Here is a 14,612-nt window from a genome sequence, read left to right on the forward strand (position 1 = left end):
CAGCGCGATTCACGTGACGTCTCCACCAGCTCGCGGTCGTTGGCCAGGTGGCGCAGCGTACCGGCAAACAGGGTGCGGCGACGTGCCAGCTGCATCACTCTCAGGGCGAGCAAGCTCCCGCTGCCCAGCAACACCAGGGCGCTGACCCCGATGGCGGCCAGACGGTGGGTTTCCCAGAAGGCGACGATCACCAGCGTGGTGAGGACGCCGATGCCCAGCAGCAGCAGGATGAGGCTCAATCCGGCCAGCATCAGCAGGCCCACCAGTCGGGCGCGTTCCTCCTCGAGCTCGAGCACGGCGAGGCGCAGGCGCGTCTCGCCGATGGCGAGCAGGCTGCCGAGCAGCCGCTTGCCCGCCCCGAACAAGCGTTGAGCCGGTCCCTGGCTCGCCGACATCAGCGCCGCCCGATGAGCATGCCGACAACCACTCCGACGGCGGCGCTGATGCCGATGCTGGTCCAGGGGTTGTCGTGGACATAGCGGTCGCAGGCGTCGGCCTGCTGGGTGACGCTATCGCGGGCTTCGCCGTAGACGCGCTCCCCGCGGGCTTCGAGGCGCTCGCGGGTATCCTTCAGGCGCTTCTCGGCGCGGTCGCGCAGCTCCTTGATGTTGCTGCGCGAGTCATCGGCGGTGGCGTTGACCAGCTCCTCGACGGTCTGGGTCAGGTGGTGCAGGTCTTCCTTGAGCTGCTGGGTGGATTCGCTGGTACGGGGGGTATGAGTGGCCATCGGGTCTTCCTCTGACGGTGAATGACAGACTCAGCATAGCAGTCGGCGGGGCGACAATGCATCCAACCTTGAGGCGGATCAGGGTGAGTGTTGAAGGGTACTGGCGGAAAAGAGCGGGTTGAGGCTGAATCCCAGACTCAGGCGGTGGTTGCGCTGGTCATAGTCGATGAGACTCTCGCCGTAACCGTAATAGTACTGCACATGGCCGCGGACGCTGTTGAACAGGGGCCAGGAGTAGTCCACTTCGGTGCCCATGTTGCCGTCGTCAGGGTTGCCCCGCAGCATCAGGCTGAGTTCGTTGTCGCCATTGAGCCGAACTGCCAGGGTGATGTCACCATAGCCTAGGTACTTGTAGATGTCGGGATTGTCGTCTTCCTCCTCGGGCTCCGGGATGCGCCAGTGGGGCGCCAGGGTCAGGGCCCAGTCGTCGTTGACGAAGGTCGACTCGAGGATCAGCCGGTTCCAGCTGCGTGACAGCGGGTCGGAGCGGCCGTTGGACTGGTGGTTGAATGCCAGGCGATTGTTGATGTTGGTCCAGCCCAGCCGTGACCAGCGGTTCTCGAAGTCGATGAAGACTTCTGGCTCGTAGTTGGTCTCGCGAAAGGGTGAGGAGGCATCCGTATTGAAGGCCTGCCACCAGCTGCGCTGGGTGTAGGCGAAGTGCAGGTCACCGCCATAGTCGCCGAACAGGTCATCCACCAGGTTGAACTTGGCGCTGAACTGGAACTTCATCTCCGCCCGGTCAGGCGCGCTGCGATCGCTGATGTCGCGAAAGGTTTCGTCGTTCGGACTGGCGTTGTAGCTTATCGGGAACCAGTAGTTGCGTCGGTGGGTGGTGATGGCAAAAGGGTTCTGGGCGGACTCGCGTTCGAGCTGGTCTCGCTCGTCCACCGCCTCCTCGATCTCCTGGTCGGCGGCCTGTTCGACGAGGGCAGTGGCCTGGGTGGGCCGCTCTTCGGTGTCGGTCAGTTGCTGACGCAACTCCCCCATCTCCTCCTGCAGGGCGGCAATGCGGGCCTTGATGACCTCGCGCTCGGCTTCGCTCAGCGGTTGGGCGGCCATGACGGTAGCGTTCAGGCCTGCCAGCGTCAGTGCGGCGGCGAGCAGGGGAAATCGGGCAGACATCATGGTTAGGTACCTGGTAAAGGGGCAAAAGGCCGTTCTATCACGCCAGTGCAGCAAGTCAACTGTGTCGCTGGGGCGACAGGCAGCATTGATATGCCGGCCCGGCGGGTCGAGAATCATGCACGGATCCATTATAACCGAGACTGCTTCTTGACTGTCCTTGATACCCACTGTCGCCGCGGTGTTGCCTTCCGACGCGCTCTGATGTTCACGCTTGTGTGCTGGTTGGGGTGGCTGGCGATCGCTACGCCGACGCTGGCCCAGGACCTCGCTTCCCGGGAGGTGTCACCCCGCGAATTGCCCTCGCGTGAAGAGATCGAGACCCGGCTGAAAGAACGCCAGCCGGCCGAGGGCGAGATGGCAAGCGAAGGCGCGAAGCGTGACATCGAGGCACTGAATGCGGCCCTCGAGGCACTTCAGCGCCTTGAGGCGGTCCAGGAGCAGCTATCCCATCTCGAGACGCGTGTCCAGGAAGCACCCGAGGAGCTCAAGCGGCTGCAGCGGGAGCTGCGCGAGCTGGAGCAGACGGACCAGGAGGAGACCTTCGACGAACTGGAGGCCCTCTCCCTCGAGGCGCTGGAAAAGCGCCGCCAGGAAGCTGAAGAGGCCCTGGCGAGCTTCCAGGACCGTCTTGCCGAGGTCTCGTCCAGGTTACTGAGTGCCCGGACCCTGCCGGAGCGGGCCCAGCAGGCCATCGGTGAGGCGATGCAGCAGGCTGACGAGAGTCGACGCCGGCTGGAGGAACTGGACGGTGGCCAGGTGGCCGCGGATGACCCGCGGCGCTGGCAGCTGCGCATCGAACATGAGCTGGCCCAGCAGACCCTGCAGCTTCACCAGCGTGAACTGGCCACCAACACCCGCCTGCGGGGGCTGGACCAACAGTACCGCGACCTGCTCGAGCGGCAGGTGGCCAGCCAGGAGGCCCGGCTGGCCATGCTCCAGGGCATCATCGACCGGCGCCGTCGCAAGGAGTCCGAGCAGGCCATCACCGAAGCGGTCAGCGACGAGGACGAGGGCATCATCGGACACCCGGTGGTGCGCCAGGCACGGGAGATCAACCGCACCATGAGCCTGGAGCTGCTGCGTGCCACCGACCGGGCCAACCGCCTGGTCCGGGAAGGCCTCGAGGTGCGCCGCCAGTTCGACCGGGTGCGCCAGCTGCAGCGTAGCCTCAACGAGCAGATCGATGCCATCCGCGGCAGCATACTGCTGGCACGGATCCTGCGCGAGCAACGCCAGACGCTGCCCCGGGTGGAGGAGCGGCGCGGCTTGCAGGACGAGATCGCCGATCTTCGACTCAAGCAGTTCGAGCTCGGCCGGCAGCGTGACCAGCTGCGCGAGGGCGAGCAACTGGCGCGCCAGCGGATTCAGGAGGCCGACGCCGAGGCCTCGCCGGCCCTGGTCGATTCACTGCTCGCGCTCTACCAGGCTCGTCGCGAGCTGGTCGACCAGTTGGAACGGGCCTATGGCGAGATGCTCAGCGCAGCCATCGACCTCCAGCTCAACCAGCAGCAGCTGCTGGCCACCAGCCAGGAGCTGCGTGCCACCATCGACGAGCAGCTTTTCTGGATTCCCAATACCCGCCCCCTGGGGGTGACCTGGCTGGGCAATCTTCCGGAGAACCTTGCCAGGGAGTGGCGCGAGGGAGAGTGGCGCGCGGCACTGCCGGTGAATTGGCAGCTACCGGATGCCCGGGCCCTGCTTGGCCTGCCGGTGCTGCTGGTAGCGCTGGGGCTGGTCGTCGCTCGGCGGCGGATCCGCGCCCGCCTCGCCCGTCTGCATCAGGAGGTCGGCCATCTGAAGCATGATTCCCAGGGGCATACCCCTCAGGCGGTGGCCCTTAATGCGCTGCTGGCCCTGGTCGGCCCGCTGTGCGTGCTGGCCGGTGGCCTGGCGTTGCTGACGGGCAGCGAGGGAGTGGCTCGGGGGACCGGACACGCGCTGCTCCACTTGGCGCTGGCCTGGGCCGTGATCGCCTGGGCGCGCAATCTGTTGTTTCTGGGAGGGGTGGCCACTCGCCACTTCTACTGGCCTCCCGACTATGCGGCGACCCTGCGCGGGTGGCTGCTGTGGCTGGGAGTGGCCCTGGTGCCGGTGCTGCTGATCGGCCCCCTGGCCCGCGATGCTGGGGTCGACCTGAACCAGCGACCGCTGGCCCTGGGCCTGTTGCTGAGCGGCCTGCTGGCCATGAGCCTGGTGCTGACCAAGCTGATCCTGGCCCACGTGCCCTTCTTCGGGGTCAAACTGTTCCGCCTGGTGCTCGGCCTGGCCATCGCGCTGGTGCCGCTGGTGCTGGCCGGGCTGATCGTCTACGGCTTCGAGTACACGGCGCTCAGCCTGCTGGGGCGTTTCGTGATCACCCTTTACCTGCTGGGGTTGTGGATCCTGGTGGAAGCCACGGTGATCCGTGGCCTGGCCGTGGCGGCCCGTCGCCTGGCCTATCGCCGGGCCCTGGCGCGGCGTGTCCAGGCTCAGGAGGGCGCCGAGGGCAGCCTGGAGGTGGTCGAAGAGCCTCCCCTGGACATGGAGCAGGTCAACCAGCAGTCGTTGCGGCTCTCCAAGCTGATCCTGTTGATCGGCTTCATCCTGGTGCTCTACCTGGTGTGGTCCGATCTGCTCTCGGTCTTCAGCTACCTGGAACAGGTCACCCTGATCGACCCGGGGGAGGGCGAGGCAGCCGAGGCGGTGGCGAGCATGGTCTCCGTGGCCGATATCATCACGGCACTGCTGGTGGTGGTGCTGACCCTGATGATGGCGCGCAACTTGCCGGGCCTGCTCGAGGTGAGCGTGCTTTCCCGCCTGGAGCTCAAGCAGGGCAGCGCCTATGCCATCAGCTCGCTGCTTGCCTACGCCATCGTCGGCGGGGGGGTGGTGACAGCACTGGGTACCCTGGGGGTTTCCTGGAGCAAGCTGCAGTGGCTGGTCGCGGCGCTGGGTGTGGGGCTGGGGTTCGGCCTGCAGGAGATCTTCGCCAACTTCGTCTCGGGGCTGATCATCCTCTTCGAGCGGCCGGTTCGCATCGGCGACACCATCACCCTGGGCAACCTCACGGGGACGGTAAGCAAGATTCGTATTCGTGCCACCACAGTGACCGATTTCGACCGCAAGGAGATCATCATCCCCAACAAGACCTTCATCACCGATCAGTTGATCAACTGGTCGCTCTCCGACACGGTCACGCGGGTCGTGCTCAGCTATGGGATCGCCTACGGCTCGGATCATCGCCTGGTGCATCGCCTGCTGAGAGAGGCCGCCGACGAGAATCCACGGGTGCTGACGGACCCCGAGCCCCAGGTATTCTTCATGAGCTACGGCGAGAGCACCCTGGACTTCGAGCTGCGCATCTTCGTCAACAGCCTCGGCGACCGGCTCTTTGCCACCGACGAGATCAACTGCCGGGTGGGTGAGCTGTTTGCCGAGTACGACATCGAGATCGCCTTCAATCAGCTTGATATCTGGTTGCATCGGCCCGACGGGGCGGCCAGGCAGGTACAGCGGACTGCGCCCGCCCGGGTCAATGATCCGGCGTTCCCGCCACCCGGGGCCAAGGGCGATCCGGGCGATTTCGACGGTGGGGACGATGCCGGGCGTTAAGCGGCAGGCCGAACATTCGAAGTGAGGCGTTGTCGTCAGCGCCTTACGGCGTGGAGCAGGAACTCTCGGTTGCCGTCACCGCCGAGCAGGGGGCTCGGTTGCCAGTGCAGCACCTCGAAGCCGAGCCCGGCGCAGCCGTCGCGCATTCGCCCCTCCACCTCGGCGTAGCGGCTGGGGTCGGTTACCAGGCCGCGGGGGTTGACGCCGCCCGGTCCCAGCTCGAACTGCGGCTTGACCAGGCTCAGCAGCTCGCCACCTGCCGGCAACAGGTCGGCGAGCTCGGGCAGGATCAGCGTCTGGGAGATGAAGGAGACATCCATCACGACCAGGTCAGGGCCCGGCGCCGCCAGGGCATCGAAGGCCGCCCGCAACCGCGGTTCGGTGGCCATGGCGCGCGCGTTGAGCCCTTCCAGGCAAGTCACATGGGGATCGTTGCGCAGCGTGGGATCGAGCTGGTCATGCCCGACCTCCACGCCGATCACGTGGCGGGCACCAAAGCGCAGGGCGCAGTCGGTGAAGCCGCCGGTAGACTGGCCCACGTCAAGCACCAGCTTGCCTCTGAGGTCCAGGTTCAGCGCCTCGACCAGCGCTTCCAGCTTGAGCCCTGCCCGGGAGACATAGCGCTCCTCGGGATCTTCCTCGACGATCAGCCGGGTTTCGTCGGGCAGCTTCTCGCCGGGTTTCTTCAGTGGCGTGCCGTCTGCCAGCTGTACCCGGCCATGGCGGACCAGCCGCTGAGCGCGGGTACGGGAACGGGCCAGGCCCTGGATGACGAGCAATTGGTCGAGGCGCTGCATGGGGTAACAGAGGGGCCTTACGGCCCCTTGTCAGCCTGCAGCTCGGTCGGGGGAATCCGGTCGGCACCCCAGCTGCGGTGGATGTAGCCGGTCACCCGGTCGAGCTCCTCCTGGCTGATCCTGGCCAGCTCGCCCCGCTCCAGCGGATCATAGTGGAAGATGTAGAGGCGCGAGGCGAACTGCTCGAAGGGCAGCGAAGACTCGCCGAAGCGCTCGCCGTTGCCGGCGGTGCTGACCTCGATGCCGTCGCCCCAGTCCTGACCGCTGTCGTTGTTGGGGTTGTAGAAGTAGACCCGCATGGTATCGCTGGGGTCGAGCGTGACGCGCAGCAGCGTGATGGCGTGCCAGCCGATGAACCGGGCCGCGCTGTCGGTCACGGCAATACCGGCCGGCTGGGGGTGAATCAGCGGCTGGTTGCCGTTGTAGTAGGGGTGATAGCTGGCATAGAAGTGGCGCAGAAAGTCGTCCAGTTCATGCAGCTGGCCGGTGGCCACGTCGACATTGATGCGAAAGCCACGGCCCGACCACCAGCCGTGGAACTCCGGGTTGACCCAACGGTGCGGGTCACCCTCGCGCCCCAGGCAACGCCTCCCCATCTCGGCATAGATGCGGTCCAGGTGCGGCACGACCAACAGTGAGACCGGGTCCAGGTCCAGCGGCAGCTCCTTGGCCACTCCCGAGAGGCTGGCCATGGAAGAGAGAGGCATGCCCTCGAAGTGCATGATGATCTCGTCGTCGCGTGCCGCCCAGGTGACCATCTGCAGCAGGTAGTCCGGGTCATTGTAGGCCCACATGGACAGTGCGCGAGCGGACTGGCAGGTGGGGTTGTTGCCCTGCCCGACGCCCAGTGGCAGGCCGAGCATGCACAGCACCCCTTCCAGCAGGCGGGCACGCGGCGAAGCGCTGTCACCGAAGGCCAGGTTGAGCCTCGCCTCGGACCAGTCCGACAGCCTCAGCCCCAGCTGGCGCCACATGGCCGGGGCCACCGGTGGCTGGTAGAGAATGCCGCGCTCGAGCATCAGAGCCAGCCCGTAGACCGCCTGGGGCGTGGTCGGGTAGACCGCGCCGCGTATCAGCGCGTGAACCAACTCGCGATAGCAGAGCAGGCAGTCCCTCCCGGTGGACGACAGCCCCAGGGACTCGGCGAGGAGGTGGTCGCTGTGGTCGAGCAGGTAGCGCAGCAATACGGCGTGGTAGGGCGACACCAGGCTGGTGTCGTGCATGGCCCTGGCGAACCCGGTGGCCTCGTACTGCAGGGCACCGCTGTCCATGCTCGACAGGCGCTCGCGGTAGGTCTCGATGCCGGGGTCCTCGCGACAGGCATGCGTGGGACCGAACAGCGAACTGACCAGGCGGTCGGCGCCCTGACCGCTGGATCCCAGGTCGATCTCCGGATTGGCCTGGCAGATGGCGATCTGGGTGATCATCTGCTTGATGGTGTCCACCTGGATCGGCCGCTGCTGCAGGATCCGCCAGATCTCGGCGATCAGCCGGTCGATCACGTGCTCATAGCCGATGCGCTCGGCCAGGTGGTGGAACAGGTGGCGGGGAATCTGTGCCAGACGCCCCTGGGTCTCCCGCTCGGCCTCGGTGGGCGCGCCGAACAGCAGCCAGAGATTGAGCGCCATCACCTGGGTCAGATAATGGTGAGCCTGCTCATCGGAAAGCAGGGGGTGGAGGTACTCCCCCTTGGCTACCGCGAGTATGCGTAGCTCGCTGATTGCCTCGATCACCACGACGTTGGGATCAGCACTCTTCAGCGCATGGGTGGTGAGAGATGGCACCAGGAAGTGGGGGGTCTCCCAGTCGGAACCGAGGAAGACCCCCGCCTCCTCGAGAAACCGGGTCCGGTGCTCGATGGCCTCGCAGCCGCCTTCCTGCAGCATGACCCGTCGGGCGGTGTCGAGGACCCTGGGCAGCTTGCCCGGCTTGGCAAACTCGCGTGACTCGGCCAGCAGGGCGATGGCCTCGTCGAGTTTCTTGAGCAGGCCGGCGAGTTTGTCGCTGGCCGGGGGCGGCGTACTGGCGTCTTGCATAGTTCGGGGCGTGGTCACGCCGACTCCTTGTCGTCAGGCTGTCACACTTTCCATGACGCCTGTATCAGACATAGAAATCAAGCTCTTCCATGTTCTTGAGCAGTTCCTTCATGCGTGCTGCTTCGTCGCCCTTGAAGTAGACCAGGCCCCAGTGAGTACCGAAGGCGGTACGTTTGGTGACGGTTTCCTCCATGGGCGGTGTCAGCTCGTGGGACTCGAAGTAGGGATCGTCTTCGACCTCCTCGGGAATCTCCAGCTTGCTGACCACGCGACGGCGCGGATAGACCCCGAAGCAGCCGGCATAGCCGTCGGCATCCACCACCTCTTTCGGGAAGAAGGCCTTGACTTCCTCCTCGGTGGACTTGGGGTCGAACACCAGCATCGAGGCCTGGTAGGCATTGAAGCCGTAGACGCGTTCAAGCAGCTCGAAGACCTTGAAGCCCGGCGGACGGTAGGCCACCTCGCCGAAATACATCTCGCCGTCATTGGTGACGAAGTATTCGGGGTGAATCAGCCCGAATTCGATGTCGAAGGCCTTGATCAGCTTCTCGATCTGCGCAGTGATCTGGGGACGGTACTTCTCGAGCTCCGGCGAGGCCGGCACGAACACCGAGTAACCCAGGGTCACGTATTCGGAGATATTGAGGAAGACGATCTTGCCCTTGTGGATCCAGGCCTCCACGGCGAATTCCCAGCCGTCCAGGTGCGATTCCATCAGCACCGGGAACTCCTCTTCGGGGATGGTATCGACCTCGTCAGGGGTGCGGATCACCCGGTGCCCCAGGCAGCCGGCCTTGTCGAACGCCTTGAGGTGGATGGGGTCGTTGGGGTCGCCATCGAGCTTGAGCAGGGTCTGGTTGACCCGCTTGAGGAAACGCACGACGTCTTCCTTGTCGTGGGCTTCCTCGAAGATGCCCACGCGGATGCCGCCGAGCTGGGCACGACGCTTCATCAGTGCCTTGTCGCGCAGCAGCAGCGACTGGCCATAGAGGCGCGGATGGTCGAGCAGCACTGAGTTGACGGCGCCGGCCCACTCCACGGTCTCCTCGAACAGCGGGATGGCCACGTCGACACCCATCTCCTGCAGGGTGTGGGCGATCTCCATCGAGCGGTCGTTGAGACGCTCGAAGTTCCAGGGCACATAGGGGATGTCGTGCTTCTGGCAGTATTCCTCAGCCCAGTCAGGGGCGACCACGACATAGCGTCGGTCGAAGTTCTCGGCGGCCTCGATAGCATTCAGGCTCCAGCCCAGCAGGGCGATATAGCCCTTGTTCGGATCCTTCTTCATGGTGCGCCTCCGTGATGAGCATTGGACGTCAATGGTTCATTTACCATACACGAGGAAAGTGAGTTCCTCATCATTGTGGCACTGCTCAGCCGCGCTGAACGCTTCGGCCCTTGTGGCCGGAGCTGGGCATTGATATAGTGCGCCCCGCTCGATGCCGACGCGAATCGATGTCGAGCGAGCGATGCCTTTGGCATCCTGCTGTGGTGGCCCCGTCGGTCCTCCCGCAACGCTAAACCGCAAACCCCGCCAGGCCCGGAAGGGAGCAACGGTAGTGGTGGACGTGTGTGCCGGGATGTGGCTGTCGGGGCCGCCTCCATTTCTGGCATATGATTGCTTCCAAGGCTCTTTTCACCACAGGGTTCGTCAAGAACACCCTCCGGTGGCCGAAGATGTCTGGCAACCTCCCCCCCCCCTGTGTCATTCGAACCCGTCAGGGTCTATTCCAACTCGGTATCATCCGTCCCGCCTGCCCTCCCTTGGCTCACGGCGTGTTGACCGATGCCTTCCCTGTCGCGTTGGCGGTCAGACCCGTCGCTCATCGCGCTTCAACGCGATTCGATCAGCTTCTTCCTGCCTCGTGACGCAGGGTGCTAATCTCGTTTCCCTGAACGTATAGCGGCACCCCTATGGGGCCATTCCTGCCTGTCATCGGTAGCGAACCACCATGAACGCGAGCCGTATCCTCGAACAGATCATGAATCAGGCCGGCGGGAGCCGGCAGGGCAGTGGCCAGTCGGGAGGCGGCCTGGATGTCCAGGGGATGATCGACAGCCTCTCCTCGCAGCTTGGCGGAGGCCGGGGGGCACCGGGGAGCGGGGTCGACGTGAAGAGCCTGCTCGGCGGTGGTGCCCTGGGCCTGCTGGTCGGCTCGAAGCGTGGCCGCAAGCTGGGCGGCGCGCTGGGGCTGGACGACGGCATGAGGCAGGAGCTGGAGCGACAGGTGCTGGGGGCCTGAGTCGGGCCGACAGAACGTCGTGGCCGCCTTCGACATCAAGGATAAAGGGTGGGGCGCTCTCGTGGAGGCGGATCTGCTCACGCTCCCTGAACGGGCACGACGTGAGCGGATGGACGACGATCCCCTGCCGCCGGGACAGGGATCTCCTCAGGCCTGTGCGCCCAGGTGCTTGCGCAGGAAGTGCTGGGTGCGCTCCTGGTCGGGATGGCTGAACAGGTGGTCGGGGGTGTTGGCCTCGACCACCACGCCGCCATCCATGAACATCGTCCAGTCGGAGACGTCTCGCGCGAAGGCCATTTCGTGGGTGACGATCAGCATGGTCATGTGCTCCTCCGCCAGTCCTTTCATCACCTGGTTCACCTCCTCCACCAGTTCCGGGTCGAGTGCCGAGGTGGCCTCGTCGAAAAGCATGACCTTGGGTCGCATGGCCAGCGCCCGGGCGATGGCCACCCGCTGTTTTTGCCCCCCGGAGAGCGAACTGGGATAGGCTGAGGCCTTGTCCGCCAGGCCCACCCGTTCGAGCAGCTCCATGCCCAGTCCCCGGGCGTCTTTCGCCTCCATGCCCTTCAGCTTCCTGGGTGCCAGCGTCACGTTGTCCAGCGTCGACATATGAGGGAAGAGATTGAAGTGCTGGAATACCATGCCCATGTTCTGGCGGATATGGTTGATGTGTCTCTCGAAGGCCAGTCCCTTGAGGTCGGGCCGATTCACCTGCACGCCATCCAGCAGGATCTGTCCCTCGTCGATCACCTCCAGGTTGTTGATGGAGCGCAGCAGGGTACTCTTTCCCGAGCCCGAGGGTCCGATGATGGAGATGATCTTGCCTCGGTCGACTCTGAGGTCGATGCCCTTTAGCACTTCCAGATCACCGAAGCGCTTCTTGACCCCCTTGAGCTCGACCATCGGAGTATCTGTCGTCTGTGTCATGCGAGAACCTCGTCAGTGGTGCAGGTTAGCGGCGATAGGCGGCGCGGCGTTCGATCCATGACTGGCCGGCTTCCATCATCAGGTTGATCAGGTAGTAGATGACCGCGATGGTGATGTAGAACTCGAAGGGGCGGAAGGTCACGCTGATGGCGTACTGAGAGACATAGACCATCTCCCCGATGCCGATGGCCGACAACACCGAGATATCCTTCACCATGATGATCATGTTGTTGCTCAGCTGCGGCAGGGCGCGATAGAAGGCCTGAGGCAGGATGATGTAGAAGAGCGTTCTCAGATGGCCGAAACCCAGAGACCGTGATGCCTCGTACTGGCCGCTCGAGACCGACCGGATGGTGGCAATGAAGATGTCGGCGTTGTAGGCCATGTAATGGAAGCCCAGGCCCAGAATCCCTACCACGATGGCCGGTATCAGGATCAGCTCACCGAGGCCGAAATAGAGGAAGTAGAGCTGGAGCAGCAGCGGGGTGGTCATGAACAGCCAGATGAAGAAGCGCAGCGGCCAGCTGACGATCTTGCGGGTATACAGCGAGATCACCGCCACGATCTGGCCACCGAGGATCGACATGACGGCGACGGCCAGGCCGATCAGCAGGGTGACGCCGACGCCCTGGAGTAGCGTGGGCAGAAAGTCGATGACGGGACTGAAGTCGAATTCCATGGGGCTATCCTGATAGTTGTGAGCCGGCAAGGGGCCCGGCAGGCGTTACAGGAAGGTGTAGCGCGTGGCCCGGCGGTAGAGGAACTCCACGATGCCCATGACCGCATAGATGATGACGATGTACATCAGCGCGCTGAGCGTGAAGACTTCCAGGGGCTTGTAGGTGGAACCGATCAGCCGCTGGGCCTGGTAGGTGAGCTCTACCACCGAGATGATCGAGACCAGCGAGGAGTTCTTGACCAGAATGATGGCCAGCACCCCGACCGACCGGATCATCAGGCCGGCCGCCTGGGGCAGGATGATGTACTGCAGCGTGGCGAGGCGGCCGAAGCCCAGGGAGCGCGACGCCTCGTTCTGGCCACTCTCCACCGATTCGATGGCGCCTCGCATGGCCTCGCTCATGTAGGCCCCGATATTGAACGCACCCACCACCACCCCGCAGGTGAAGGGGTCGAGGCGCAGCCCGATGGCCGGTCCGCCATAGAAGACCAGCAGCAGCTGCACGAAATAGGGCGTGCCACGCACCACGCTGATATAGGCGCGAGCCAGCCAGCGCAGCGGCGGCAGGCGTGCGGTCCTGAGGGCTACCAGCGCCGAGGCAATGAAGAAGCCGACAAACAGGGCGCGGGCCGAAATGTCCAGGGTGACCCAGGCCGCCTTTACCAGCAGCGGCGTGATGTCGATCATCAGGTTGATGTCCATGGTCGTCTTGACCCTGTCGTTGTGATGAGCGTGGTGATGTAAAGCGGGCAGGAGCCAGCAGGGCTTGCGCCCTGCTGTGCCGATCCATCAGTTGAACTCGATGCCTTCGCCGATCCAGGTATTGACGATCGCCTGGTAGGTGCCGTCCTCCCGGATCTCGGCCAGCGCCGTGTTGAGCGCCTTGCGGAGTTCCGGGGAGCCCTTCTGGACGGCGATGGCGGCCGGGAAGCGCGGCAGCTCGCCCACGTCGACCTGCTTGATGGGGAGGTCCTTCTCGTTGAGGGCGACATAGACGGGGATGTCATCGGCCACCATGACATCGATGCGCCCGGTGGTGAGGGCATTGAGCATGTCCGGCAGCCCCTGGAAGGTCTGGTTGTGCCACCGGCCTTCGGCCTTCTCGGTGGCCCACTGGTTGCCCGTCTCGCCGAGAGTCGAACCGACTCGCTTGCCTTCGAAGTCATCGATGCTGGCGACGTCGTCGGTTTCCTCCCGCACCCAGATCGAGAGACCGGATCTGTAGTAGGGGTCGGTGAAGTCAACGGCCTTCTGTCGCTCTTCGGTGGCGCTCATGCTGCAGATGCAGGCATCGAAGCGACCGCCGGCCAGGGCGGCGACGATGCCGTTCCAGGGCGAGGTCTGGATGTTGACCTCGACGCCCATCCGTTCGGCCAGGGCCTCGGCGATGTCCACGTCGAAGCCGATGAGGTTGCCGGCCGTGTCCACGAAGCTGAAGGGCGGATAGGCGCCGGAATTGGCGACCTGGAAGACATCCTCCTGGATCTCGGGAAGATCTCGGGCCTGGGCCGGGAGGGTGGCGAGGGTGACGGCGCCCAGCAGCGCCAGGGTGCCGATGAGGGGGCGAACAAAGGGTTTCTTGTGCATTGTCATGTCAGTACCTGCTTATTGTTGGTGATGGTGGTATGTCGTTGGTGTCGTGCTGACCGAAACTGGCGCGAGGGCCTCTCCGTTCGGTCTTGACGCCGGAGCGTCAGGGAGCGCATTGCGCGGCTTGCAGGGAATGTCACCTCCTGTTGGTCTACCAGAATATTCGAAACTGGCAGGCACCAGTGGCGCCTGTCAGACACGCTCGAGGATCACGGCGATACCCTGGCCGCCGCCGATGCAGGCCGCCGCACAGCCGTAGCGCTTGCCTTCGGTTCGCAGGATGCGGGCCAGGGTGCCGGCCAGCCGGATGCCGGTGGCACCCAGCGGATGACCCAGCGCCAGGGCGCCGCCCCAGACGTTGACCCGCTCGGGATCCAGCGCCAGCTTACCCATGGCGTGAAGCGGCACCGCGGCAAAGGCCTCGTTGATCTCCCAGATGTCGATATCATCGACGTGGAGGCCGGTCTGAACCAGCACGCGGCGAATGGCGGCCGCCGCCCCGGCCCCCATCCGCTCCGGGGCGACCCCGCAATCGGCCACGCCCACCACCCGGGCCAAGGGCGTGGCGCCATGGCGCGCCAGGGCGTGCTCGGACATCAGCAGGGCGGCAGCGGCCCCGGAGGTGAGCGGCGAGCTGTTGCCGGCGGTCACGCGGCCGCCCTCCAGGAACACCGGATCGAGGCCAGCCAGCCGCTCGGCACTGGTGTCGGCGCGGATATTGGTGTCCTTGGCAACCCGCTCGCCGGCGGCGTTGGCCAGCGCCAGTCGCTCGCCGTCGAAGCGTCCCGCGGCATCGGCCGCGGCGGCCCGTCGGTGGGAGGCCAGCGCGAAGGCGTCCATGGTCTCGCGATCGATGTCCGCCAGCAGTTCTTCGGCGATGGGCGCAAGGCGGGC

General features: G+C 64.9%; 13 protein-coding genes and 1 other RNA gene. 3 read left to right on the plus strand and 11 right to left on the minus strand.

Annotated features, from left to right (window positions below; genetic code table 11):
• The 3 genes from RI841_RS07475 to RI841_RS07485 all read right to left on the minus strand — a co-directional run.
• On the minus strand, positions 1–395 hold a 395-nt coding region (locus RI841_RS07475), incomplete at its 3' end, for a phage holin family protein (protein WP_310704972.1).
• Positions 395–727 (minus strand): DUF883 family protein, encoded by a 333-nt coding sequence (locus RI841_RS07480; protein WP_310704973.1) that lies wholly within the window; start codon positions 725–727, stop codon positions 395–397. The genes RI841_RS07475 and RI841_RS07480, both read right to left, overlap by 1 nt.
• A gap of 78 nt (positions 728–805) precedes the next feature.
• A complete protein-coding gene (locus tag RI841_RS07485) occupies positions 806–1,855 on the minus strand; it encodes a phospholipase A (protein ID WP_405000922.1) in 1,050 nt (349 codons plus the stop codon).
• A gap of 201 nt (positions 1,856–2,056) precedes the next feature.
• Between RI841_RS07485 and mscK the strand changes: the two genes are divergently transcribed.
• On the plus strand, positions 2,057–5,446 hold the full coding sequence (gene mscK / locus RI841_RS07490) for a mechanosensitive channel MscK (protein WP_310704974.1): 3,390 nt from the start codon (positions 2,057–2,059) through the stop codon (positions 5,444–5,446).
• A gap of 35 nt (positions 5,447–5,481) precedes the next feature.
• On the opposite strand, the gene RI841_RS07495 is transcribed toward mscK, so the two are convergent.
• The 3 genes from RI841_RS07495 to RI841_RS07505 all read right to left on the minus strand — a co-directional run bounded on the left by RI841_RS07495 (position 5,482) and on the right by RI841_RS07505 (position 9,567).
• Positions 5,482–6,243, minus strand: coding sequence for a TlyA family RNA methyltransferase (locus RI841_RS07495; RefSeq protein ID WP_310704975.1), 762 nt, complete (start codon positions 6,241–6,243; stop codon positions 5,482–5,484).
• 17 nt (positions 6,244–6,260) lie between these two features.
• On the minus strand, positions 6,261–8,279 hold the full coding sequence (locus RI841_RS07500) for a hypothetical protein (protein ID WP_310704984.1): 2,019 nt from the start codon (positions 8,277–8,279) through the stop codon (positions 6,261–6,263).
• A 64-nt stretch (positions 8,280–8,343) separates the two neighbouring features.
• Positions 8,344–9,567, minus strand: coding sequence for a carboxylate--amine ligase (locus RI841_RS07505; protein WP_310704976.1), 1,224 nt, complete (start codon positions 9,565–9,567; stop codon positions 8,344–8,346).
• 210 nt (positions 9,568–9,777) lie between these two features.
• On the opposite strand from RI841_RS07505, the gene ffs reads away from it, so the two are divergent.
• Positions 9,778–9,874, plus strand: an RNA gene (ffs, locus tag RI841_RS07510) — signal recognition particle sRNA small type.
• Positions 9,875–10,231: 357 nt separating this feature from the next.
• Entirely contained in the window at positions 10,232–10,522 is a 291-nt protein-coding gene (locus tag RI841_RS07515; RefSeq protein ID WP_310704977.1) for a hypothetical protein, read from the plus strand.
• Between the two features lie 147 nt (positions 10,523–10,669).
• Here the strand turns inward: RI841_RS07515 and RI841_RS07520 are convergent, their stop codons facing one another.
• The 5 genes from RI841_RS07520 to RI841_RS07540 form a co-directional block, all read right to left on the minus strand.
• Positions 10,670–11,425 (minus strand): amino acid ABC transporter ATP-binding protein, encoded by a 756-nt coding sequence (locus RI841_RS07520; protein WP_405000923.1) that lies wholly within the window; start codon positions 11,423–11,425, stop codon positions 10,670–10,672.
• 49 nt (positions 11,426–11,474) lie between these two features.
• Positions 11,475–12,128 (minus strand): amino acid ABC transporter permease, encoded by a 654-nt coding sequence (locus RI841_RS07525; RefSeq protein WP_310704979.1) that lies wholly within the window; start codon positions 12,126–12,128, stop codon positions 11,475–11,477.
• A 45-nt stretch (positions 12,129–12,173) separates the two neighbouring features.
• Positions 12,174–12,830, minus strand: coding sequence for an amino acid ABC transporter permease (locus RI841_RS07530; RefSeq protein WP_310704980.1), 657 nt, complete (start codon positions 12,828–12,830; stop codon positions 12,174–12,176).
• A gap of 87 nt (positions 12,831–12,917) precedes the next feature.
• Complete coding sequence (locus RI841_RS07535; RefSeq protein ID WP_310704981.1) at positions 12,918–13,721, minus strand: transporter substrate-binding domain-containing protein; 804 nt, start codon at positions 13,719–13,721, stop codon at positions 12,918–12,920.
• Positions 13,722–13,910: 189 nt separating this feature from the next.
• Positions 13,911–14,612: acetyl-CoA C-acyltransferase (locus RI841_RS07540; protein ID WP_310704982.1), on the minus strand; the 702-nt coding region annotated here is incomplete at its 5' end.

It is taken from the genome of Halomonas sp. (assembly GCF_031581305.1).
GTDB lineage: Bacteria > Pseudomonadota > Gammaproteobacteria > Pseudomonadales > Halomonadaceae > Halomonas.

Coding starts and splice junctions, on each gene's coding strand:
- RI841_RS07480 (WP_310704973.1), bottom strand. CDS start 727: ATGGCCACTCATACCCCCCGTACCAGCGAATCCACCCAGCAGCTCAAG.
- RI841_RS07515 (WP_310704977.1), top strand. CDS start 10,232: ATGAACGCGAGCCGTATCCTCGAACAGATCATGAATCAGGCCGGCGGG.
- RI841_RS07520 (WP_405000923.1), bottom strand. CDS start 11,425: ATGGTCGAGCTCAAGGGGGTCAAGAAGCGCTTCGGTGATCTGGAAGTG.
- RI841_RS07535 (WP_310704981.1), bottom strand. CDS start 13,721: ATGACAATGCACAAGAAACCCTTTGTTCGCCCCCTCATCGGCACCCTG.
- RI841_RS07525 (WP_310704979.1), bottom strand. CDS start 12,128: ATGGAATTCGACTTCAGTCCCGTCATCGACTTTCTGCCCACGCTACTC.
- RI841_RS07495 (WP_310704975.1), bottom strand. CDS start 6,243: ATGCAGCGCCTCGACCAATTGCTCGTCATCCAGGGCCTGGCCCGTTCC.
- RI841_RS07485 (WP_405000922.1), bottom strand. CDS start 1,855: ATGATGTCTGCCCGATTTCCCCTGCTCGCCGCCGCACTGACGCTGGCA.
- mscK (WP_310704974.1), top strand. CDS start 2,057: ATGTTCACGCTTGTGTGCTGGTTGGGGTGGCTGGCGATCGCTACGCCG.
- RI841_RS07500 (WP_310704984.1), bottom strand. CDS start 8,279: ATGCAAGACGCCAGTACGCCGCCCCCGGCCAGCGACAAACTCGCCGGC.
- RI841_RS07530 (WP_310704980.1), bottom strand. CDS start 12,830: ATGGACATCAACCTGATGATCGACATCACGCCGCTGCTGGTAAAGGCG.
- RI841_RS07505 (WP_310704976.1), bottom strand. CDS start 9,567: ATGAAGAAGGATCCGAACAAGGGCTATATCGCCCTGCTGGGCTGGAGC.